The following is an 18,620-nucleotide window of genomic DNA, read 5'->3' as shown; positions in this document are numbered from 1 at the left end:
AGCCTTCACGCCAGGGAATTGACTGGTCACAGAAGAATACGGGGCTGACAGGCCAATGAGAAGCAGGGCATGACGTTTAGACTGCCCTCACACACAATAACAGCTGCATCGCGGGGACATCATGAACCAGACCCTCACACGCGTCGCCATCATCGGAGGCAACCGTATCCCCTTCGCCCGTTCGAACGGGGCCTACGCCAACGCCAGCAACCAGGATATGCTGACCGCGGCACTCAACGGCCTGGTCAACCGCTACCAGCTGGAAAATGAACGGCTGGGCGACGTGGTGGCCGGTGCCGTCATCAAGCATTCCCGGGATTTCAACCTCACCCGGGAAGCCGTACTGAACACCGCACTGAGCCCGGAAACCCCCTGCTACGATATCCAGCAGGCCTGCGCCACTGGCCTGGAAGCCGCCATCCTGGTCGCCAATAAGATTGCCCTGGGGCAGATAGATGCCGGCATCGCCGGCGGCTCGGACACCACATCCGATGCCCCCATCGGCGTCAATGAAGAGCTGCGCCATATTCTGTTGGCGTTAAACCGGGCCCGCTCTCTGGGGGAGCGCCTGAAGCTGGTCGCCCAGATTCGTCCTCGTCACCTGATTCCCCTCATTCCGGTCAATGGCGAACCCCGCACCGGCAAATCCATGGGGGAACATGCCGAAATCACCGCAAAGCACTGGGAGATTGCCCGGGATGAACAGGACCAGATGGCCTTCAACAGCCACCAGAATCTGAACAAGGCTTATCTTTCCGGATTCTTTGACGACCTGGTGTCCCCTTTCCAGGGATTGGAGCGGGATAACACCCTGCGCCCTGAAACGTCACTGGAGAAGCTGGCCAGCCTTAAGCCGGTCTTTGACCGTGACGGAGGCACCCTGACTGCCGCCAACAGCTCGAACCTGACCGATGGTGCGTCCTGTGTCCTGCTGGCCAGTGAAGCCTGGGCGGCTGAACGCAATTTGCCGGTTCAGGCTTATCTCACACACTGCGAATCCGCTGCCGTCGACTTCTTTGGCAAGACGGATAATGACAGGGAAGGCCTGTTAATGGCCCCCACCTATGCCGTTCCCAGAATGCTGCAAAAGGCCGGGCTGACATTGCAGGATTTTGATTTCTATGAGATTCACGAGGCTTTTGCCGCCCAGGTACTCTCTACTCTCAGGGCGTGGGAAGACCCGATATTCTGCCAGGAAAAACTGGGACTTTCCGCCCCACTGGGCGCCATTGACAAGAATAAGCTCAATGTCAAAGGCAGCTCTCTGGCCACCGGCCATCCTTTTGCGGCAACCGGTGCCCGAATCATCGCGACACTGGCCAAGACGCTGGCAGAGAACGGGGGAGGCCGGGGCCTGATTTCCATCTGTGCCGCCGGTGGATTGGGCGTCACTGCCATTCTGGAACGGTAATTGCGCTTTCCCTGTCCTGAGCTTGTATATACTTAGGTGTATATCTGATGGCAGGTTTTCAGAACGCATCCATGCGACTGACGGTCATCTGGTGTGGGGTTTCGGCTATAAGTGACTGATATAGCCGGAACTTTACAGGGGGAATATGAGTCTAACCCTGTAATCTCCAGAACCTGTCAACATTTTTAGATCCAGGGAGGATTCACCACCATGTCACACCGGCAGAATGTCGAAGAAAACCTGCAACGCTTTGCCGAAGGGATTGGGCTGGGCGAACTGAAACTCAATGAACACGGCGCCTGCGGTCTCTGCTTCGACGATACCATGATCGTCAACATCGAGTACCTTGAGGATGACGAGGCCATGGTGTTTGTCTCCTCCGTCAAGCGTCTCGATCCCCACGGCGTCGATAAAGCCAAGCTGTTTGAGAAGCTGCTGTTTGTTAACCTGCAGCATCACAGCATGCAGGGCGCGTTCCTCGCACTCAACCACGACAAGACCGAAATCTTGCTAATCAAGTCCATGCCGGGTTCCATTGATTACGGTTCCTTTGAATCCAATCTGGAGAAATTCGTGAATACGCTGGAATGGTGTATCGCAGAAGTGGACAACGAGAGTGATACCCCGATTGACTTGTCAGGTAAAACCGGACCAACCAATAACGACGTGCCCAAGCCACCACCCGGTCAACCCGGCGGGGATATGGGCATCATGGTCTGATTTCTGGCAGATGTCGGTTCCCACACCCAAAGCGCCGCACTGCCGGCGCTTTTATTTTGACGGTTGTCAGCACGTTTTAACGATCGGCCCGGACATCATCGACAGTGGAAACATATACTTTGCTAATGATCCGCTGATCAGACAGAAGGAACTGTCTTGTGAGCAACAATGACGCACTCGAGTACCTGACAGAAGCCCTGCAGACCGCCGTCGACGGCAGTCGGCTGGTGGATATCCGTGGCCGGGTCACGGAAGTCCAGGGCATGATCATCAAGGCCGCCGTTGCCGGCGCCAAGATCGGTGAACTGTGTGAGCTGGTAACGCCCGGTGAAGAGGAAGTCGGTTACGCCGAGGTGGTCGGTTTTCAGGGATACGACGCCGTACTCACACCTCTCGGTGAAATGCTGGGCATCTCATCCAATACTGAAGTCATTCCCACCGGTCGGGTTCACCATGTGGCTGTAGGTCCGCATCTTCTGGGCCAGGTGTTGGATGGTATGGGCAATCCGATCCACAAAGACCCCAAAGACAAGACGAAACCGGAAGCCTGGTATCCGGTTTATGCGGATGCACCTGACCCATTAACGCGGAAGCTGATTGATCACCCCCTTCCCCTTGGCATTCGGGTACTGGACGGGATGTTGACCTGTGGCGAAGGCCAGCGGATGGGTATTTTTGCAGCCGCCGGTGGTGGTAAATCGACCTTGCTGTCCATGCTGGTCAAGGGAGCAGAGGTTGACGTAACCGTTCTGGCACTGATCGGTGAACGGGGACGGGAACTCCGGGAATTCCTGGAACATGACCTGGGGCCGGAAGGTGTCAAAAAGTCCGTCACCGTTGTCGCAACATCCGACAAGTCCTCCATGGAGCGGGCCAAGGCTGCCTATACGGCGACGGCCGTTGCCGAATATTTCCGTGACCAGGGCAAGAAAGTACTGTTGCTAATGGATTCCGTCACCCGTTTTGCCCGGGCACAGCGTGAAATCGGGTTGTCCGCCGGTGAACCACCTACCCGGCGAGGCTTTCCACCCTCGGTGTTCGCGACCCTGCCCCGTCTGATGGAACGGGCCGGCATGTCGGACAAGGGCTCGATCACCGCGCTATACACCGTTCTGGTGGAAGGGGATGACATGACCGAACCAGTGGCCGATGAAACCCGCTCGATTCTCGACGGCCATATTATCCTGTCCAGAAAGCTGGCGGCCGCCAACCATTACCCTGCGATCGATGTACTGGCCAGTGCCAGCCGGGTCATGAACAATATTGTCCCGGAAGAACAGCAACAGGCAGCCGGACGAATCCGGGAATTAATGGCCAAATATGAAGAAATCGAGCTGCTGGTCAAAGTCGGCGAATACCGGCAGGGCACCGATCAGGTCGCGGATGAAGCGCTCGCCAAGATTGATTACATTCGCCAGTTCCTCAGGCAACGTACCGATGAATTCACCGAATACGAAACCACCCTGCAACACATGATGCAACTGGTCCGCTGATGCTGCACGACCTGCTCAAGATCAAGCGCATCCGGGAAAAATCCGCCCAGGATGAGGTCAGGAAAGTGCGTTATCGCCTTGAGCAGGCGGTAATCGAAGTGGATCAGAAAAAGGAAGAGCTGGCGACTTATATAGACTGGCGTGGTCAAGAAGAACGCAATCTCTACGATAACATCATTAATGCCCAGGTTCACCAGCACGACCTGGACTTCCTGAAACAACGCATTGCCAGGATGCGGGAACATGACCTCGTACTCGAGGAAGCCATCAGGAAGGCCGAATCCCGCGTTGAAGAAGTCCGTGAAGAGCTCCAGCAGGCCGAGGCGGCACTGAAAGTAGCCATGCAGGCGGTGAAGAAGTTCGAAGAGTTCACCCAGGTTCTGGACGAGGAAAAGGCCAAAAAGAAGGCCTACCAGGAAGAACAGGAACTCGAAGAGTTCAACCCCAGGAACCGGTATTAATGGCGTTACCAGTTCTGATGACACAGCAGGGACGCAGACATGAGTATCAGCGGCACACCAACGCCATCGACAGGGCCAACCAACAACCAACAATCCGCAACCGGTGCTGAAGAGCAGCCCCGGGGCAATGCCGACCAGAAAGATGCCGATGATTTCAGCAAAGCCCTGGTGAGTGACAAGGCCAAAGGTGCCAAAGAGGCCAAGTTGCCAGAAGGCGACAGGCTACCCACCGATAAAAAAGAAACACCGCGCGACGAAAAACAACAGGAATCCAAAAAGACCGACAGCGAATCGCCTGAAGACCTGTTTCGTTCTGTCTACGGAGACCGGGAACAGGAACAGGGTGCACAGGCCGTTCATGCCAAGGGTGCCGATGTCTCAGCTGCCAAAACCGCTGAGGTTCAGGGTGCCAACACCCAGGATGCCATCGACAAGATTGAGAAGATTGTTGAACGGATACAGGTGCAGACCGCCGGTGATGTCAAAACCGTCAACATCAAGCTGAACAATAACATCCTGCCAGGGACTGAAGTCATGTTTCGTCGCGAAGGTGGCGAAATAAAGATTGAATTCATGACCACCTCCACCGATTCATTCAATTTTCTCAGCAAGGGCGAGCAGGCCCTCAACGACACCCTGAACCGTAAGTTTGGCGACAATGTGTCCGTCAACATCCAGTTGCAAAACGACAGCGACTCGGATCAGTCCGGCGATGGACGCTCCCGTAACCAGTACGCCGGGGACGAATCGCAAGACGATGATACCGGGGATAACGGGTAACCTGAATCATGGCCATCAAGCCCCTGATCTGCACGGAAATCAGTCATGAGCAGGCCCTGCTGAACAACCTGGTCTGCGGTCAGCCGCCGACGCTCCGTTCACAGCTGGCGTCTGAAAACTGCATGGTGGCCGTGCGCCCGCTCCTGCTGAACCGCCGTTATAACCTGCGGCTGACCGCCAGCATTGATGGCATGGACACGTTTATTTTCCTCAACAGCTCCCTTTTCAATGAGGTGTCACTGGGTAACAGTCGGCTTGGCGATATCGCTGAGAGCCTGCCGGAAGAACTGCTGGTGGGCACCCTGTCCATGGTCACGGATCGACTGCTGGGCGACCTCCGTTCCCTGTTGCAAACCGACATCCAGCTGATTCACGCCAGCCGTTTCAACCCGGCCGAAGAACTGCCTACGGGCATTGAGCTGATGATCAGTACCGACAGTCAGAACAGCAGCGCCCTGATGACCGTCAACAACCAGACCCGGCAGTGGCTTGCCCTGCTCCAGCAGCAGGCCGGCGGCTACCTGCCGGATACGCTGGTATGCCCTCTGTCCCTGGAAGTGGGCTACACCGTGCTGGCCGATACCCAGATGCGCCAGCTGGCCACCGGCGATGTCCTGTTGTTCGACCATTGCTATTACCAGGACAAAACACACCTGTTTGTGCGGCTTTCGTCGCAGAACGGGTTTCTCGGTCGTATCGACGGAACCCGCGTCCTTCTGGAAGAGACCGTGGAGAATCACATGAGTGATGAATTTGATGAATACGATGACGACCTGGATGAAGATCTCGACGAACAGGTTGATGATGGCCATCAGGCACATCCCACACAGACAGCCAGTGCCCGGGATATCGACGGCATCCCTGTCCGGTTGGTGTTCGATGTCGGCCAGCAGGAACTGACCCTCGGCGAAGCCCGCCAGCTCCAGCCCGGCTTCACGTTTGAGCTGAACCGGGATATGTCCAGCCCGGTCACAGTGAAAGCCAACGGCAAGCCTTTCGCCGAATGTGAGCTGGTCCAGATCAATAACCAGCTGGGCGCGCGGATCGTTCGACTGCTGTAAACAGCAACCGCCGGGGACTCGCACGCATGGACCTGAATCTTACAACGCCGTTTTACCTCATCCTGCCACTGGCGCTGATGTCGCTGGTGCCTTTTATTGCGATTCTGGGCACCTCCTTCCTCAAGCTGGTGGTGGTATTCGGTATTCTGCGTAACGCCACCGGTCTTCAACAGATTCCGCCGAATATGGCGTTGAATGCGCTGGCGATTATCCTGACGGTCTACATCATGGCGCCGGTGGGCATGGAAGCCTATGAGATTCTCAAGGATCGGGAAGTCAGCCTGAAGGACGACAGCTGGCGGGGCGCCTTTGAAGACGGCATTGAGCCCTACCGTAACTTTCTGATCAAAAACACCAATGAACGGGAACGGTCCTTTTTCCTGAGAAGCGCCAAGGCGCTCTGGCCACCCGATTACCAGGAAGAAATTGCCACCGACAGCCTCATGGTACTGGTACCCTCCTTTGCCATCAGCGAACTGACCAAGGCTTTCCAGATCGGTTTTCTGCTATATCTGCCGTTTATAGTGATTGACCTGATCGTTTCCAACATCCTGCTGGCCATGGGGATGATGATGGTCTCGCCCATGACCATCTCACTGCCGTTCAAACTGCTGCTGTTTGTACTGCTGGATGGCTGGACCAAGCTGATTCACGGGTTGGTCATGGGTTACGCCTGACCGGGACAGGAGCACATCATGGTCGATGCCGACATACTCAACCTGACCGCTGAAGCGCTGATGCTGACGCTGATCCTGTCCATGCCGCCCATTATTGCGGCGGCGGGTATCGGACTGCTGATCAGTCTGATCCAGGCGCTGACCCAGATTCAGGAACAGACGTTGCCCTTCGCCTTCAAACTGGTAGCTGTAGTCATCAGTATTTTCCTGACTGCTCGCTGGGTGGGGATTGAGATCTTCAACTTTGCCCTGGCCGTCATGAACCAGATTCCCGAGATACGCTGATGCCACCGGAAATCATTGATACGATCAAGGAATACCTCTACGTCTATTCCATGACGATGATCCGGATGACGGCGATTTTCACCGTGGTTCCCATGCTGAACGCCAAATCCCTTGGCAGCGCGATGATCCGTAACGGTGTGGTGGGCGGCCTTGCCATTTTTCTGTTTCCCCTGGTGTCACAACAACAGCCTGATACCTCACCGGGCATGTGGATGCTGCTCGCCCTGATCATGAAGGAAGTATTGATCGGCATGCTGATCGGCTTTATTGCAACCATTCCCTTCTGGGCGCTGGAGTCCGCCGGTTTCTTCGTTGATAACCAGCGCGGCGCCTCCATGGCCAGCAGCATGAACGCCATGACCGGCTCAGAATCCTCACCGATGGGTATTCTGTTCGGCCAGACATTCTTTACCCTTTACCTGGTCAGCGGCGTCTTCCTGATATTGCTCAACAGCATTTTCCACAGCTATGAGGCCTGGCCAGTCTTCAGTTTTTATCCGGTGTTGAACCAGTCAGCCATGATTTTCTTCCTGGGTCAGTTTGACCAGATCATCACCCTGGCCGTATGGCTCGCCGCACCGGCAATCATCAGCATGTTCATTGCCGAGTTCGGCGTCGCCCTCATCAGCCGTTCAGCACCACAGCTTAACGTGTTCATCCTGGCAATGCCGATCAAGAGTGCTGTGGCACTGGCCATACTGGTCGTCTGCATCACCACCATCATGACACTGGGCAAAGAGCATGCCGCCAAAATTCCCTGGCTGTTCACACGGCTTGGAGAATTGATGGTATGAGCGGCCAGAGCAGCAGTGAAAAGACAGAACAACCCACCCCCAAAAAACTCCGCGATGCCCGACAAAAAGGCCAGGTGGCCAAAAGCAAGGAAGTCGCTTCCACCGCAACTATCCTGCTGGTGGTCGCTACATTGTGGGCTCTGAGTGACTGGTACCTGGTGATGTTCCAGGAAATCCTGCTGTACCCGGCAGAGTTCTACAACCTGGAGTTCAAGGAAGCGTTCCGGCTCGTGGCCGAGGGGCTGCTGCATAAAATGCTCATGATGCTGGCGCCACTGGTGGCCGTCGCCGCATTTGCAGCCATCCTCGGCAATGTCATGCAGTTTGGTTTCCTGATCGCCTTTGAATCGATCAAACCGGATATCAAGAAAATCGACCCGGTACAGGGTGCCAAGAAAATCTTTTCGATCAAAAACCTGGTGGAATTGCTCAAATCCATCATCAAGATTGTGTTTCTGTCGTTTGTCGTTTATTACGTGATCAAGAACAGCTTACCCGACATGGTCAACATGCCCTGGTGTGGCTCACGCTGCATCCTGCCGGTACTGGCTGCTCTGCTGAAAAAACTGATGATCTTCTCGATCATCGCGTTTATTGTCATTTCCATTGCTGACTTCATGTTTGAAAAATGGAATTTCACCAAAGAACAGCGAATGACCAAGGATGAGGTCAAGAAAGAATACAAAGAGATGGATGGTAATCCGGAAATCAAGCAAAAGCGGAAAGAGATTCATCAGGAGATCATCAACTCCGACGAAGGTGTCAAAAAGTCAGACGTTGTTATCAAAAACCCAACCCACATTGCCGTTGGTTTATATTACGATCGGGAGAAAACCCCTCTACCCGTCGTTACCTCCATGGGCAAGCGGGGTCAGGCCGCGTTTATTCTAAAGGTGGCGGAGCAGAACAACATCCCGGTCATGGAGAATGTGGCACTGGCTCGTGCGCTGTTCAGCCAGACGGAAATTGGCGCCTTTATTCCTTCCGACCTGATAGGCCCTGTCGCTGAAGTCTTTCGCTGGGTACAGCAATTGAAACAACAACAGGGCGATAACGGCGACGCCTAACCATCCATAAAGACCGGCCCGAAACCCACCTCCCAGAACAGTGCTGAAATCACTTTCATGGACACCAGCACCACCAGCCCGACACAAACAACCGCACTGGCAAACAGGAACCCTCGCTCAAACGGAATATGCATGACATGGGGGATTCCGATGAACAGCAGATAGACGGCATAACTGACGCCCATCAAGATCCCGAACAGGCTCAGGGAGACCGAAGGAAACAGAGCCAGTAACCCCGTCAGATAGAGTGGTGTTGCCGTATAGGCCGCAAAAATAATGCAACGCCCACGGGACGGATGACAGCCATAGGTTCGCGCCATCCAGTGAATGAACAATCCCATGAAGACAATCGCACCGACAATCGCCACGTATGACAAGGCGCTCATTAACAGCGCGCTCAACGGCGTCAGCCTGACAGGATCAAGACCCAGCGGTGACCAGCCGACATAGGTTGCCCCCAGATAAGAGCAAAAGCCGGGAATGGCCGCAAGAACAAACAGGTGGGAGAGATAAAAACGCTCACGACGATCAATTTCATGATCTATGGCATCCCATTCCTTATGCGGATGGTAGAACATGCCCATTACATGATTAAGCATTGTCTTACACCTCCTCCGGCATTATAGACCAGTGGATCAACACACTACTGATGCCATGCACAGGATATGTTTCTTGATCTGTTCACCCTCTACACCCAACAAACGGGGTATCACGGATACAAGGAATGCTGCTTTTTCTGAATACTCTGGCAGACAGGTATGACTAACCGTCGACCTGACCCATCCCGGACAGACTTTCTGGAGAGGATCACAGTATGAACACAGACAAACAGCACTTCGTTGTCGCTTTCAAGAGCGACAAGATGGGTTCCGGTGACGATCAACTCGGGGGGCTGCTGATCAAGGCCTATATCAATACTCTGGTTGAAAACGACAACAAGCCTGCGGCTCTTGTGTTTTACAACGCCGGCGTTTTGCTCGCAGCAGAAGACGGTGATACCGCACCCGCGCTGCAGGTACTGGAAGAACAGGGCGTTGAGCTGCTGTTATGCGGCACCTGTGTCGAGTTCTTTGATCTCAAGCAACGGCTGGCTGCTGGCACCATCTCGAATATGTATGCCATCTCCGAGACCCTGTCCAGCACTGGCCATGTGATCTATCCATGAACGTGACCCAACCCCTGACCTATTTTGATAACAGTGCCACCAGCTTTCCCAAACCGACCCAGGTGGCCGAAGCCGTCACCCGCTACCTGACGGAAGTCGGGGGCAGCTATGGTCGTTCTGCGAATCAGCGCTGCTGTACGGTGGCACGGGTAGTGGAACAGTGTCGCGATACGCTGGCCGGCATTCTTGGCATACAAGACGCCAGTCATCTCTGTTTTACCGCCAACGCCACCCAGGCCGCCAATACCGTGATTCGTGGTATGGATCTGACCGGTGGACGGGTACTGATTTCCCCGATGGAGCACAATGCCATTGCGCGTCCGCTCGAGGCGCTACGGCTTGCGGGCAACATCCAGATAGAGACGCTTCCGGCCTTCTCCGACGGCCTGATTGATGTGACAAATATCAACATACCTGACGACACCCGTCTGGTCGTGGTCAACCACCAGAGCAATGTCAACGGTGTCACCCAGCCATTGTCCGCCATACGACAGGCTATTGGTGATGCGCCACTGCTGGTTGATGCTTCCCAGTCTCTGGGCAAGATCCCCTTCAAGGTAGAGGCCTGGGGACTGGATTATGTGATTTTTACCGGTCACAAGGGATTGCTTGGCCCCACCGGTACCGGTGGTTTCTGGGCACGTCATCCCCATACCCTGGAGCCTCTTCTTCTGGGAGGAACCGGTAGCAACAGTGAACACCTCGATATGCCGGAATTCCTGCCTGACCGGTTTGAAGCGGGCACCCCGAATGTAGCCGGTATCTTTGGTCTGGAGGCCGCGCTGTCTCATCCACCAGAAGCATCACACCATCGTGATGATCTTGAAGCATTGCTGGCAGCCATCCGAGCGATTGAAGGATTCCAGCTACACGCTGCTGAAGACTTCAACAATCAGGGCAGCCTCTTTTCTCTGACCCACAGAACGCTGGCCAGTTCAGAACTCTCATGGCGTTTGGATGAAGGTTTTGGCATTGAAACCCGCGCCGGTCTGCATTGCGCACCCTTGGCACATCGACACCTGGGCACAGTCCCGGATGGCACCTGCCGGTTCTCTCTTTCTCCGTACCATTCCAACAGCGATTTTGACTATCTGCTGGATGCATTAACCAAAGTGGCAAAAGGACAATGAAGCGTCAGTTTCTTCTGTTTGAAAATACCCGCGCCGTTATTCAGGCCGAGGCTCAGCTCAAAACGGCTGCGGTAGCCTGTCGTGTGATGCCCGTTCCACGGGCCATTTCTTCGGAATGCGGTATGTGTCTGGAGCTGACCGATTATGGCAGTGACAGCATACCCACCAGCCTGACAGTACCAGCAAAACTGGCGAGTATTGCGGGATAAAACAAAAAGCCTGTGCATGGTTTCCACAGAAATAAATGCACAGGCTGATGCCATAGATAAGTGCCCTTATAACATCTCTACAAAGGCTTCCATGCGGGTTTTGATCTGACCTGTGTCAGACTCGGAATAATTGGTTTCCAGGGTCATAAACGGAATCTGTTTTTCGCCGGTAACGATTTTCCGAATAGCGTAGCTTTCGATGTTATAGGTGTGGCAGGCCTGCAGCACCACATCAACGACAGCATCGACCTGATAGTCATCAATCATCTCTTTCAGTAATGTTTCCCGACCTTTATTCGGCGTCATCACGGAACAGGGGATATTCAGGTATTTATTGGCAATAGCCTCGACCGGATCAATGTCTTCTGCCACTTCTTCATGAAGCTCCTTATACCCCTGGCAATTCTCCAGCGCCACCACTACAGCACCGGCCTCTTCGATCGCCTTGATCACCTTGTTGGCTACACCGCCAATCGGACAGCCGGTAATCAATATGCGTGGAGTATGCTCGGGAGCAACCCATTTACCCTCTGCATAACGTGCTTCAACATCCGCAATCATTTGCCGGACATTGGCCTTCATGTTTTCCCTGTCAAAGGTGTAACTGGCACCATTGAGTACCGTAAACAGATCGAACCCGGTTATCACCGAAGGCTTGTATCGCCCAAGCTTGTGGAAAGCTTTCAGTACACGGCGGTCTTCGTTACACGACCTGATGGCCGCTGCCAGATCTTCCTGTTTGATCACCGTGTCAAACTTCTGTTCCAGCTTCTCGATCAGTTTTCCGACCTCTGTTTTCCAGAGCGTCCGGGCGTCGGTCTTTTCCTGGGTCTGGGGCAGCTGCATGACCCAGGTATCCTTGATTTCACCCAGTAACTCGTACATTTTCTTTTTACCGTCGCAGGTGGTTTCGCCAACGATCATGTCCGCAAAATACATGTAGGGACAACGGTCAGTCAGCGCAAAGCCGTAACTGGCTTTGATCAGTGGACAGAGGTTTCGGGGCAGATGTTTTTCTGCATCCGGAATGGTTTCCTCACTGACGGAACAAAGCGACACGGGATGTGCACCCGCCGCATAAATGACTTCTTTCGGGGTAAAGGTACAGAAAGTGCCAACCACCTTCTCCCCCCGATCCTTGAATTCCTTAACGGCCAGAAAACCGTTTCTGCGGGCTTCACCAAACTCATCAAACTTTTCCGGCAACGTGGATACAGCAATTTTTTCCATGGTTATCATCCGTTGGTTTCAGTGAATACGTTCCTGCGCCAGCATGGCGGCACCAATCGCCCCGGCGTAACGACCGAGGGGGCTTGATGTCACGTTTGCCTGCAATGTGCTTTCCAGGCTGTGGAGCAGGTAGGAGTTACTGCTCAAGCCGCCGGTGAGAAGGTACTGTTCATCACGCCCGTGCTTGATGCAGAGAGAGCGGACTTTGTTGACGACCGAATCGACAATGCCAAAGGCAATGTTTTCTTTCTTTTCGCCCCGCCCAATCAGGCTGGTGACTTCAGATTCCGCAAAGACCGTGCACATGGAAGTAATCGTGATGCCGGAACCGGCTGCGGCCAGCGTCGTCAGATCGTCAATGGTGACACCCAGTGTATTGGCCATGACCTCAATGAACTTGCCGGTACCGGCAGAACACTTGTCGTTCATGGTGAAGTTGACCACCCGGCCACCTTCCATGGAAATGACCTTGGTGTCCTGACCGCCAATATCCACAATGGTACAGTTTCGATCGGTAAAAAACGCAGCGCCCCGGCCGTGACAGGTTATTTCTGTGATGGTCTTGTGGGCATAGGGCACTGATACACGACCATAACCCGTGGCGATGATGTAAGCGCTATCCGGACTGAGTCCCTGTTCCAATAGTTTCTGGAGAATAACCTGCGCCGTTTCCGCGCTGCTCCATCCGGTGGGAATGACAAAATGGTGCTGGAGCGCATCCCGATGTAATACCGCCACCTTGGCGGCGGTCGAACCAATATCAATACCGATGGCGTGCATGGTCTGTCGTCCATCAAAAACACAATAAAAGGCGGCAATAATCCTGGATCGGTGTTACACAGATAACAGACACAACAACCCTCTCCCGACAGCATGACGCGGTCAGGTCACAGGTATGATCAGAGTCTTGTGTCGGTTACCGGTATGAATCGGTCAGTCTTGCCACGAGAGCAACAGTATTCCGTGTCGTTAGCCGGACGCCTGATCGGGAATACCGGTTAGCAATGACCCTATAGATAAGCGGGATGGCTGACAGGAAATGTTGTGTAAAGGGAAAGCGATGTTGCACAGAACAGCGTCCAGCGCACAGGGCCGGATGGTAGTGACAGGTAACAACACAGGGGTATTCCTTTTAGCGAGTTCAATAGTCGCAATGTGGGCAAACCCTATCAACAGTAAGGTTTTATTTCCCTAATTCAGATCAATAAAACATCCAGTCAGGACTGGATCGGCTTGTCCGGATCAATCACCACAAAGAACAGCTCACGGAATGCATCCAGACTGATTTCAAAGATGCCATCTCCCTGGTTGGCGGGTTGGCCGGGCTCCGTATGACCCCAAGGATTGCGGATCATAACTGTATACTCGCCGCTGTCCTGCTCCATCCTGACCTGAAGCACCTGGAAGGCGTGATTGCCGGGAATCCCCTGCGCAATTTCCTGCCGGTCACTGCGTCCCTTGCTGCCAATCATGACCGGCTGACCATGGGGAGGATCCGGGTTTGTCTTGGCCAGTGTTGCCACCAGCTCGGCATCTGACAACCGTGTCACATCCTTGGGCGTCGCCGTTTTCCCGGTCAGGGAAAAGTACGCTTCATGACCTCCGCCGCCCTGGTCGATTTCCAACAGGCCATCCACCAGTTCTTTGGTATCGGAACGGTACGCGGCATAGGCTTTCTCATACAGCTGCACCCAGATCTCTTCCCGGCCGTCCCGATCCATGTCCGGGGTATCGGCAAACATTGGCTCACCGTTTTTATCCAGAATATTGAGCGAATCCACCGGCACCCAGACCTCAACCACTTTGCCTTCCTTATCCTGCTCAAAGAAACGGACTTCAAACTGGTGGGCAATGGTGTCGCCCGTCACAGGATGCGTACGCTCCCGAATCCCGGAGCGGATCAAATCCGGATCTTCCTGGGCCACCCCGGCCAGTTGCCCGAGAAAGAAACAGTCGCCAATCATCCCCTGGCGTACCGCCTCGTGTGTCGGCCCCTTTTCGCCAAAAACCTCTTTACGGGTCTGGTGCATCCAGCCTCGCTTATCGCCGTCATCATCGGCCACACCGCTACTCTCATCACGGGTGATGCCTGCCTCATCCAGTGCTTCATATTTGTCATACAGATTGGCAAAGGCGGCCTCAAGGGGCTTGTTGGCCTGACCTCCCAATCCATTGAGCAGATCACTGACCCGATTCCAGACATTCAGTGTGGCCTGCTTGTACTTACCTGCCAGTTCCCGGCTGAAGGTGTCCGCGTTGAGATTCAGTGCCGTTGCTTCCATGCCATGGGTCAAATCCCGCTGAATCTGGCGAATGGTGGCTTTTTTTTCAGCCCTGGCGGACCGGCTGTGGTCTGCCAGTAATTGCTGGGCCTTTTCCAGTTTCGGTTTGACCACCGAATCCGCCTGATAGCGATCTGCCGCTTCCAGGCGCTGCCCCTGAAACGGATCCCGCCACTGGGGCTTGGGGGTTGTCAGGCGGTCATACTCGCCCTGTAGTTGCTTCACCACCCTGGTTAATGTGGCTGTTTTCTTGTCTAGAGTGGACAGCGTTTTTTCCGCATTATCCAGTAACTGGGCCAATGCTTCAGTGGTCGGGGTGGCTGGCTTTCTGGGTGTTGAAGGCGGCAGCGGAGAGTCTGGCTCAGCTTTAGTCGCCGTTGATTGCAATAAAGCCTCCGGACGGGTATCGGGTGACACACTGCCAACACTGATGTCATCCAGCGCCTTTCCAGCGATAGCCGGTACCTTTCCCGTCAGGCTGCCTGCCACCAGCGTGGCGCTCCTGATAATTTCCAGCAACTGCCCCGCTTGTCGAACGCCCCCTTTCTTACGCCCAAGAGTCGCCTCAAACCAGCCTTCGGTGTTCGCCCAGGCGGATTTACTGGCCGGCTTTTCCGTACTGCCTGTCTGGGGTTCCGGTTGTGAGGATTGGGGCTTTTCCTGGACAGGCGCCTGAGAAGGGATTCGCCGGGGTGAGTTAATACCATCCATTGTCTTCTCTCGTCTCAGATAAACCGCTTGCGGTTACGTCCGGTGGAGCGCTTGGGAGAGCGTGCCTGAGCCATGGCGTTCAGCGCCGAAATGAGCTGTTCCCCTTGCTCAGCCAACGCCTGATTCAAGGCATCCAGCTTGTCTCGCTCCATATCATCCAGACCTGCAGTGAAAGTACAGGCGATCTGAGACAGCGCCTCGGGAGTAAACTGGTCTGCAGGCAATGCCTCAATGGCTTCAAGATAGGCCTCCGGCAGCTCAGCCATCAGCTGTTGGTGCAATGTGGCCAGCTGACTCAATGCCTCATCCAGGGCTTGATCGTCCGGTTTTTCATTCTGTAACCGCATGCTGGCCGTCCTGTGCCTGTCCCGATATCCGCCGTAGAAATCCAACAGAGCCTTGAAATCACTTACTTTTTAACTATAGCAGCGAGCCAAATACCCTATTCCCATACCTGCAATGACAACGAATATCGTACATATCATAGACACAGCACCACGCACGACCAGTCATTCGCACACTTCATAGGTAGTTCTGCCTATTGTGGTAAACCCCACCCGACAAGAGACTATCGCCCTTTCATAAGGCGGTATGGGCTGTCACTGGAACTCTTCGGCCCTCGACGATGTCTGAGTCCATAGTGCATAACCGCTGATTTCTCACAGTCCTGGCATCAGGTAGCCATTGCATGACACAGATTCACCTCTCCGGCGCATACCGTATTGAACACGACCTGCTGGGCGACAAGCAGGTTCCCCTAGAAGCCTACTGGGGCGTGCAGACCCAGCGCGCCATGGAGAACTTCAACATCACCGGTGTGCCGATCAGCCATTACCCCAACCTGATCAAGGCGCTGGCCATGGTCAAGAAAGCCTGCGCGATGGCTAACCACGACCTCGGTCAACTCTCCGACGAGCAGGCGGACGCCATCTGTATGGCCTGTGATGAAATCATCGACGGCAAGCACCATGAGCACTTCCCGGTAGACATGATCCAGGGCGGCGCCGGCACCTCCACCAACATGAACGCCAACGAGGTGATTGCCAACCGTGCACTGGAGCTGATGGGCCACAAGCGGGCGGAATACCAGTACCTGCACCCGAACACCCACGTCAACATGGCGCAGTCGACTAACGATGTTTACCCGACTGCGGTTCGCCTGGGCATGGTGCTCAAGCACAAGCAGCTGGTGGTCGCCGCCAAGCAGCTGAAAGCCGCGTTTGACGTCAAGTCAGAAGAATTCAAGGATATCCTGAAGATGGGCCGTACCCAGCTGCAGGATGCCGTTCCCATGTCCCTGGGCCAGGAGTTCCGAGCCTTCGCCACCACCATTGGTGAAGATATCGACCGGATCCAGAGCATGATCGACCTGCTCAAGGAAATTAACCTGGGCGGCACCGCCATCGGCACCGGCATTACCGCCGACAGCCGCTATGCGCCGCTGGCCGTCAAACATCTGTCTGACATCTGCGGTCACCCGATGATCCTGGCCACCGACCTGGTGGAAGCCACCTCTGACATGGGTGCCTTTGTCATCCTGTCTGGCGCGCTGAAGCGTCTGGCCATCAAGCTGTCCAAGATCTGCAACGACCTGCGTCTGTTGTCGTCCGGTCCCAAGTGTGGTTTCAATGAAATCAACCTGCCGGAAATGCAGCCCGGTTCTTCCATCATGCCTGGCAAGGTGAATCCGGTGATTCCGGAAGCGGTCAACCAAGTGGCATTCCATGTCATCGGTAACGACCTGACCGTCAGCATGGCTGCCGAAGCCGGCCAGCTGCAGCTGAACGTGATGGAGCCAGTCATTGTCTACAAGATCCTGCAATCCATTCAGGACCTGACCAACGCCATGACCATGCTGTCTGAAAAATGCATTAAAGGCATCACGGCTAACGTTGACGTCTGCCGCGCCTATATTGATAACAGCATCGGCATTGTGACAGCGCTCAACCCTTATCTGGGCTACGAGAACTCCACCCGTATCGCCAAGACTGCACTGCTGACCGGCAAGCGGGTTGTGGATCTGGTACTGGAAGAAGGCCTGATGGACAACGAAGAACTGATGGAACTGCTCAAACCTGAAAACATGATCGCTCCGATTGATATGACGGCGAGAATGCGGAAAGCAAACTAATCGATAAACACAAAAAAACCGGTTTCTATGGAAACCGGTTTTTTTTCAATAAACACGACAAACGTCTTTTTACTCACCTGCAGCCTGCATCAACTGCCCAACAATCGATTCACTGTACCGACTCACCAGATAAGGCACGGTCTGATTTTGGTAATCCATCAGCTTAGGCGCAATGAATCGCCACTTTTTCTCGACTTTTGACAGTCTTTCCGACAGAGATACGGAAAGATCATTCCGGCTCAGCAGCGTATCCAGCTGTTCTGTCAAACGCTGGGCATGGATATCCACGGTATCGCCTTCCGGATAAGGTAATATGCCGGTTCGTCCATTCCAGTGTGCGGCCAGGCGGGTATAACGCGTACTGATCTTTTCCATCTGAACGGCACTTTTTAACAACGCCAGCTTGAGCGCATGATCACTCTCTTCACTGGCTGCCAGCTTTTCCAGCATTTCCAGCAATTCAGTCTGGGCAGACTCCATATCATTGATTGTATAGACCGATGTGTAGCCCTCTGAGGCAATTTCATTGGACTGAATCAGAGTAATGTAACGGGACAGTACGGCTTCAAAGGATGCATCCTGATCTTCTGGCGTTTCAGTAAACAGCGGATTCCCCTGTAGTTGATTAACAACAATATCCAGCTGTTCCCGAGTCTGTCGGTCACCCTCAAGTAGGGTATAGAGATGGAAGTGGGTTGCCGCCCGGTAAATATCCAGTTGCGCGCGATAAACCTGTTCTTTCTGGTCCGCAGACAAGGGAACAGCCTTCAGGCTGGAGGAAAACAACAGGAAAACAAACAGGACTGCAGAACAGGAGTGTCGCATGATAGAGCCCTTCAGCTTATTGTTTTTATTGTCTGGTGTGCAGTATTTCACACATTTCGCAGCCATGACAACCGCTCGCAGACCATAACGGTGGCGGTTTTTCTCAGGCAGTACGCGGGCTCACCCTACCCAGACATAAGCACTCGCCGTACAACCTCAGGTATTTATACGACTAATTCAAATTGACC

At 54.2% G+C, this 18,620-nt stretch carries 20 protein-coding genes; 14 read left to right on the top strand and 6 right to left on the bottom strand.

Annotation, left to right across the window (positions count from 1 at the left end; translation table 11 throughout):
• The first annotated feature begins 121 nt into the window (after nt 1-121).
• From ABD892_RS26845 to sctU, 10 genes are all read left to right on the top strand, one after another.
• Nucleotides 122-1,411, top strand: coding sequence for an acetyl-CoA C-acetyltransferase (locus ABD892_RS26845; RefSeq protein ID WP_345199491.1), 1,290 nt, complete (start codon nt 122-124; stop codon nt 1,409-1,411).
• 210 nt (nt 1,412-1,621) lie between these two features.
• Nucleotides 1,622-2,131 carry a type III secretion system chaperone gene (locus ABD892_RS26840; RefSeq protein WP_345199489.1) on the top strand — a complete coding sequence of 170 codons (510 nt, stop codon included), beginning with the start codon at nt 1,622-1,624 and terminating at the stop codon, nt 2,129-2,131.
• Nucleotides 2,132-2,289: 158 nt separating this feature from the next.
• The gene (sctN, locus tag ABD892_RS26835) at nt 2,290-3,624 is read left to right on the top strand and encodes a type III secretion system ATPase SctN (protein WP_345199487.1); all 1,335 of its coding nucleotides are present in this window, start codon (nt 2,290-2,292) and stop codon (nt 3,622-3,624) included.
• Nucleotides 3,624-4,085 carry a type III secretion system stalk subunit SctO gene (gene sctO / locus ABD892_RS26830; RefSeq protein ID WP_345199485.1) on the top strand — a complete coding sequence of 154 codons (462 nt, stop codon included), beginning with the start codon at nt 3,624-3,626 and terminating at the stop codon, nt 4,083-4,085. Before sctN ends, sctO begins: the two co-directional genes overlap by 1 nt.
• Before the next feature lie 39 nt (nt 4,086-4,124).
• Nucleotides 4,125-4,865 carry a type III secretion HpaP family protein gene (locus ABD892_RS26825; protein WP_345199483.1) on the top strand — a complete coding sequence of 247 codons (741 nt, stop codon included), beginning with the start codon at nt 4,125-4,127 and terminating at the stop codon, nt 4,863-4,865.
• An 8-nt stretch (nt 4,866-4,873) separates the two neighbouring features.
• The gene (gene sctQ / locus ABD892_RS26820; RefSeq protein ID WP_345199481.1) at nt 4,874-5,926 is read left to right on the top strand and encodes a type III secretion system cytoplasmic ring protein SctQ; all 1,053 of its coding nucleotides are present in this window, start codon (nt 4,874-4,876) and stop codon (nt 5,924-5,926) included.
• A gap of 26 nt (nt 5,927-5,952) precedes the next feature.
• The gene (gene sctR, locus ABD892_RS26815) at nt 5,953-6,603 is read left to right on the top strand and encodes a type III secretion system export apparatus subunit SctR (protein WP_345199479.1); all 651 of its coding nucleotides are present in this window, start codon (nt 5,953-5,955) and stop codon (nt 6,601-6,603) included.
• Nucleotides 6,604-6,621: 18 nt separating this feature from the next.
• Entirely contained in the window at nt 6,622-6,888 is a 267-nt protein-coding gene (gene sctS, locus ABD892_RS26810) for a type III secretion system export apparatus subunit SctS (RefSeq protein WP_345199477.1), read from the top strand.
• Complete coding sequence (gene sctT / locus ABD892_RS26805) at nt 6,888-7,682, top strand: type III secretion system export apparatus subunit SctT (protein ID WP_345199474.1); 795 nt, start codon at nt 6,888-6,890, stop codon at nt 7,680-7,682. Before sctS ends, sctT begins: the two co-directional genes overlap by 1 nt.
• Nucleotides 7,679-8,749, top strand: a complete 1,071-nt coding sequence (gene sctU / locus ABD892_RS26800; RefSeq protein ID WP_345199471.1) for a type III secretion system export apparatus subunit SctU — start codon at nt 7,679-7,681, stop codon at nt 8,747-8,749. The genes sctT and sctU overlap by 4 nt, the downstream gene beginning before the upstream one ends.
• On the opposite strand, the gene ABD892_RS26795 is transcribed toward sctU, so the two are convergent.
• Nucleotides 8,746-9,348 (bottom strand): Yip1 family protein, encoded by a 603-nt coding sequence (locus tag ABD892_RS26795; RefSeq protein WP_345199468.1) that lies wholly within the window; start codon nt 9,346-9,348, stop codon nt 8,746-8,748. The two genes, sctU and ABD892_RS26795, sit on opposite strands and share 4 nt — an antisense overlap.
• Before the next feature lie 215 nt (nt 9,349-9,563).
• Between ABD892_RS26795 and yedF the strand changes: the two genes are divergently transcribed.
• Genes yedF through ABD892_RS26780 form a run of 3 tightly spaced genes read left to right on the top strand, consistent with a single transcriptional unit; the run spans nt 9,564 to nt 11,253 of the window.
• Nucleotides 9,564-9,914 carry a sulfurtransferase-like selenium metabolism protein YedF gene (yedF, locus tag ABD892_RS26790; RefSeq protein ID WP_345199466.1) on the top strand — a complete coding sequence of 117 codons (351 nt, stop codon included), beginning with the start codon at nt 9,564-9,566 and terminating at the stop codon, nt 9,912-9,914.
• Entirely contained in the window at nt 9,911-11,044 is a 1,134-nt protein-coding gene (locus tag ABD892_RS26785) for an aminotransferase class V-fold PLP-dependent enzyme (protein WP_345199464.1), read from the top strand. The genes yedF and ABD892_RS26785 overlap by 4 nt, the downstream gene beginning before the upstream one ends.
• Nucleotides 11,041-11,253: a putative Se/S carrier protein gene (locus ABD892_RS26780; RefSeq protein ID WP_345199461.1), complete on the top strand. Its 213-nt coding sequence runs from the start codon at nt 11,041-11,043 to the stop codon at nt 11,251-11,253. Before ABD892_RS26785 ends, ABD892_RS26780 begins: the two co-directional genes overlap by 4 nt.
• 66 nt (nt 11,254-11,319) lie before the next feature.
• Here the strand turns inward: ABD892_RS26780 and ABD892_RS26775 are convergent, their stop codons facing one another.
• The 4 genes from ABD892_RS26775 to ABD892_RS26760 all read right to left on the bottom strand — a co-directional run bounded on the left by ABD892_RS26775 (nt 11,320) and on the right by ABD892_RS26760 (nt 15,823).
• Nucleotides 11,320-12,483 carry a double-cubane-cluster-containing anaerobic reductase gene (locus ABD892_RS26775; protein ID WP_345199459.1) on the bottom strand — a complete coding sequence of 388 codons (1,164 nt, stop codon included), beginning with the start codon at nt 12,481-12,483 and terminating at the stop codon, nt 11,320-11,322.
• A gap of 18 nt (nt 12,484-12,501) precedes the next feature.
• Nucleotides 12,502-13,263, bottom strand: coding sequence for an acyl-CoA dehydratase activase (locus ABD892_RS26770; RefSeq protein ID WP_345199457.1), 762 nt, complete (start codon nt 13,261-13,263; stop codon nt 12,502-12,504).
• Between the two features lie 437 nt (nt 13,264-13,700).
• Nucleotides 13,701-15,476, bottom strand: a complete 1,776-nt coding sequence (locus ABD892_RS26765) for a C2 family cysteine protease (protein WP_345199455.1) — start codon at nt 15,474-15,476, stop codon at nt 13,701-13,703.
• Between the two features lie 14 nt (nt 15,477-15,490).
• Complete coding sequence (locus ABD892_RS26760; protein WP_486330437.1) at nt 15,491-15,823, bottom strand: hypothetical protein; 333 nt, start codon at nt 15,821-15,823, stop codon at nt 15,491-15,493.
• 341 nt (nt 15,824-16,164) lie between these two features.
• Between ABD892_RS26760 and aspA the strand changes: the two genes are divergently transcribed.
• Complete coding sequence (gene aspA, locus ABD892_RS26755; protein ID WP_345199451.1) at nt 16,165-17,607, top strand: aspartate ammonia-lyase; 1,443 nt, start codon at nt 16,165-16,167, stop codon at nt 17,605-17,607.
• 69 nt (nt 17,608-17,676) lie between these two features.
• On the opposite strand, the gene ABD892_RS26750 is transcribed toward aspA, so the two are convergent.
• Nucleotides 17,677-18,432, bottom strand: a complete 756-nt coding sequence (locus tag ABD892_RS26750) for a hypothetical protein (protein WP_345199449.1) — start codon at nt 18,430-18,432, stop codon at nt 17,677-17,679.
• Between the last annotated feature and the right edge of the window lie 188 nt (nt 18,433-18,620).

This window comes from Kistimonas scapharcae (genome assembly GCF_039540975.1).
Classification (GTDB): domain Bacteria; phylum Pseudomonadota; class Gammaproteobacteria; order Pseudomonadales; family Endozoicomonadaceae; genus Kistimonas; species Kistimonas scapharcae.
Note: the sequence above shows the minus strand (reverse complement) of the source record. Positions and strands in the feature narration are given on the sequence as shown.

Excerpts from the sequence above, each read along its gene's own strand:
- sctU (WP_345199471.1), top strand. The coding sequence starts at position 7,679 with ATGAGCGGCCAGAGCAGCAGTGAAAAGACAGAACAACCCACCCCCAAA.
- ABD892_RS26750 (WP_345199449.1), bottom strand. The coding sequence starts at position 18,432 with ATGCGACACTCCTGTTCTGCAGTCCTGTTTGTTTTCCTGTTGTTTTCC.
- sctR (WP_345199479.1), top strand. The coding sequence starts at position 5,953 with ATGGACCTGAATCTTACAACGCCGTTTTACCTCATCCTGCCACTGGCG.
- sctO (WP_345199485.1), top strand. The coding sequence starts at position 3,624 with ATGCTGCACGACCTGCTCAAGATCAAGCGCATCCGGGAAAAATCCGCC.
- sctQ (WP_345199481.1), top strand. The coding sequence starts at position 4,874 with ATGGCCATCAAGCCCCTGATCTGCACGGAAATCAGTCATGAGCAGGCC.
- ABD892_RS26785 (WP_345199464.1), top strand. The coding sequence starts at position 9,911 with ATGAACGTGACCCAACCCCTGACCTATTTTGATAACAGTGCCACCAGC.
- aspA (WP_345199451.1), top strand. The coding sequence starts at position 16,165 with ATGACACAGATTCACCTCTCCGGCGCATACCGTATTGAACACGACCTG.
- sctT (WP_345199474.1), top strand. The coding sequence starts at position 6,888 with ATGCCACCGGAAATCATTGATACGATCAAGGAATACCTCTACGTCTAT.
- ABD892_RS26840 (WP_345199489.1), top strand. The coding sequence starts at position 1,622 with ATGTCACACCGGCAGAATGTCGAAGAAAACCTGCAACGCTTTGCCGAA.
- ABD892_RS26795 (WP_345199468.1), bottom strand. The coding sequence starts at position 9,348 with ATGCTTAATCATGTAATGGGCATGTTCTACCATCCGCATAAGGAATGG.
- ABD892_RS26760 (WP_486330437.1), bottom strand. The coding sequence starts at position 15,823 with ATGCGGTTACAGAATGAAAAACCGGACGATCAAGCCCTGGATGAGGCA.
- ABD892_RS26765 (WP_345199455.1), bottom strand. The coding sequence starts at position 15,476 with ATGGATGGTATTAACTCACCCCGGCGAATCCCTTCTCAGGCGCCTGTC.
- ABD892_RS26845 (WP_345199491.1), top strand. The coding sequence starts at position 122 with ATGAACCAGACCCTCACACGCGTCGCCATCATCGGAGGCAACCGTATC.
- ABD892_RS26825 (WP_345199483.1), top strand. The coding sequence starts at position 4,125 with ATGAGTATCAGCGGCACACCAACGCCATCGACAGGGCCAACCAACAAC.
- ABD892_RS26770 (WP_345199457.1), bottom strand. The coding sequence starts at position 13,263 with ATGCACGCCATCGGTATTGATATTGGTTCGACCGCCGCCAAGGTGGCG.
- yedF (WP_345199466.1), top strand. The coding sequence starts at position 9,564 with ATGAACACAGACAAACAGCACTTCGTTGTCGCTTTCAAGAGCGACAAG.
- ABD892_RS26775 (WP_345199459.1), bottom strand. The coding sequence starts at position 12,483 with ATGGAAAAAATTGCTGTATCCACGTTGCCGGAAAAGTTTGATGAGTTT.
- sctS (WP_345199477.1), top strand. The coding sequence starts at position 6,622 with ATGGTCGATGCCGACATACTCAACCTGACCGCTGAAGCGCTGATGCTG.
- ABD892_RS26780 (WP_345199461.1), top strand. The coding sequence starts at position 11,041 with ATGAAGCGTCAGTTTCTTCTGTTTGAAAATACCCGCGCCGTTATTCAG.